The organism is Flavobacterium sp. (assembly GCF_046073885.1).
Classification (GTDB): domain Bacteria; phylum Bacteroidota; class Bacteroidia; order Flavobacteriales; family Flavobacteriaceae; genus Flavobacterium.
In genome coordinates this window covers 1-2115 of record NZ_JBJTND010000006.1, presented here as the reverse complement: position 1 = coordinate 2115, position 2115 = coordinate 1, and the positions used below count along the sequence as shown (strand labels likewise).

At 33.7% G+C, this 2115-nt stretch carries 4 protein-coding genes; all 4 read right to left on the bottom strand.

Annotation, left to right across the window (positions count from 1 at the left end):
* Window positions 1-292: hypothetical protein (locus ACKOWY_RS00535; RefSeq protein ID WP_408939490.1), on the bottom strand; the 292-nt coding region annotated here is incomplete at its 3' end.
* 73 nt (window positions 293-365) lie between these two features.
* Window positions 366-1385: an IS30 family transposase gene (locus ACKOWY_RS00530; RefSeq protein ID WP_408939489.1), complete on the bottom strand. Its 1020-nt coding sequence runs from the start codon at window positions 1383-1385 to the stop codon at window positions 366-368.
* 210 nt (window positions 1386-1595) lie between these two features.
* Window positions 1596-1892 carry a hypothetical protein gene (locus ACKOWY_RS00525; protein WP_408939488.1) on the bottom strand — a complete coding sequence of 99 codons (297 nt, stop codon included), beginning with the start codon at window positions 1890-1892 and terminating at the stop codon, window positions 1596-1598.
* Window positions 1893-1906: 14 nt separating this feature from the next.
* Window positions 1907-2115 (bottom strand): hypothetical protein (locus tag ACKOWY_RS00520; protein ID WP_408939487.1); only part of this gene is annotated, 209 nt, incomplete at its 5' end.

The window sequence follows — 2115 nt, the reverse complement described above, 5'->3', positions numbered from 1 at the left end:
GTTCAATTCTATATGTTGAGTCAGTTGGACAATTTACAATTATCGTACTTTTTTCATTTTTTGAAAATAAGTTTCCACTTTTTATAAATAAAAATGGTTCTTGATTAGAAAATTCTAAAGTGTCTTTTACCTTAGCGTATTCCAAGAGTTTATATAAAGTATCAACTTTAATTACGCTTTCTTTTTTATGTTTTTCTGTTTGTTTTTTCCAAGTAACAATTTTCTTTTCTGTTTCATTTTTACAAGAAATCAAAAGTATAATTAGAAATAAAAAAGTTGATTTTATCTTCATTTTGTCTTATTAACGATGGTGGATTCAAGACCTTAATGCAACAGATGGTCTCTTTTGGTTATGTTCAAAGTTATTAATTTAGTTTATAATTCTGATATTTTATTTTACTTATTTCGAGTTCCAGCATATAAGCTGGAGTTTTGTATCCCAGTACTTTTCTAGGTCTGTTATTAAGGCGATTCTGGGCATGTTTTAGTTGCTGCTCTGTAATGTTATTAAAATCAGTTTTCTTTGGAAAATAGCGTCTTATTAGTCCGTTTGTATTTTCATTAGTTCCTCTTTCCCAAGGCGAGTATGGATGCGCAAAATAGATATCCATTCCTGTATTGTCAGTTAGCCATTTGTGATTAGCCATTTCCATTCCGTTGTCATAGGTCATTGTTTTTCTTGCCTCTGGGATTAAGTTGTTTAAAGTTTCTGCTACAGCTTGTGTCATGGTTTCAGATGTTCTGTCTTTAAGGAAAATTATATAGGTATATCTTGTTTTTCTTTCTACCATTGTAGCTATTGCGCTTTTATGTCCAATACCTACAATTTGGTCACCTTCCCAATGTCCGAGCTGTTTTCTGTCTTGGATATTTGGTCTAAACTCAATACTAACCGCATCTTTAATTCTGGTTCTTTTAGAGCCAAATCTTTTTTTGTTTCTTCTTTTAGAGTGGCTGTAGGGCAGGAGTTTAATGAGTTTTCTTCCCAATCTGGATTGCCTGTGCCTGTAAATATGCTGATAAATAGCTTCATACGATATTGACATTATCGGATCATTTGGATATAAATCTTTAATGCTTCCGGCAATCTGTTCAGGTGAGAAGTCATTTAATAAACCTTTATAAACAAAGACTTTTAGTTTAAAATAGGTATTTATTTTATCTAAGTTCCTTTTGTTTAAATATTCTTCTTTAGCGCAAAACTGAGCCAGTTCTGCATTGTATTTATCAGTAGGTTTGATTACCCACTTTTTGACTTCTTTATGAATAGAAGTTCTGTTTCTGTTTAATTGCCTGGCAATGTATAAAATTGATTTCTTTTGATTGAGCAAAGTCTCTATAATGACGCGCTCTGCAAAGGTTAGCCTGTTACGTTTTCTTTCCATTACAACAAATTTAAAAAAATTAAAAGTGTTGCATTAAGTTATTGAATTTACGGAATTCTGTTAGCATGACACATAACGTTCCGCCGCTTCTCGTCAGTTGCGAAGTTCGGAACGAATTATTTTCTGTTAAAGATAAAAATTCTTGCGAAACGTGAACGTGAACTTACCACAAAATTCGCAATTGCGAGAAACGGCTGTTATGACCAGTTTTTATTCTTCCACTTTTCTCAAAACCAAAGTTTTCCATTCTTCACCTTTCGAACGTATTTTTATCAACTTATCAATTTTGGCTGTTTCTAAAATCTCTGTATAAAATTTTTGTCCAATTACGCTTTCATAACCAGGAATATTTGTTTCTAAAACCTTAATTTCATAACTACATTCAGAAGTATATGTGATTTTAGACTTTAAATAATATTTTCCGTCCTCAATCTTTTCTATTACATTTTCTCCTCGAAATTCTATTGAGTAACCTTTAGTAATTTCATCACCGGTTTCTTCATTCACAAATTTCCCCGATTTTATGTAATTACAATCAGTTTTCGAATCTTGGTTAACTCCTGATGCAAAAGGAGATAAAGGTCATATGCAGGCACCAAATCATTCGCCGTGGCGAACAATCCGCTATGCGCCGCGATCCCGCCCATGGCCCAGGCGTTATCATCGTGCACCTCTCCCCAGAGGATCCGCTCACGCCATGGACATTCCTCCGTTGGAGCGATCAGATCGG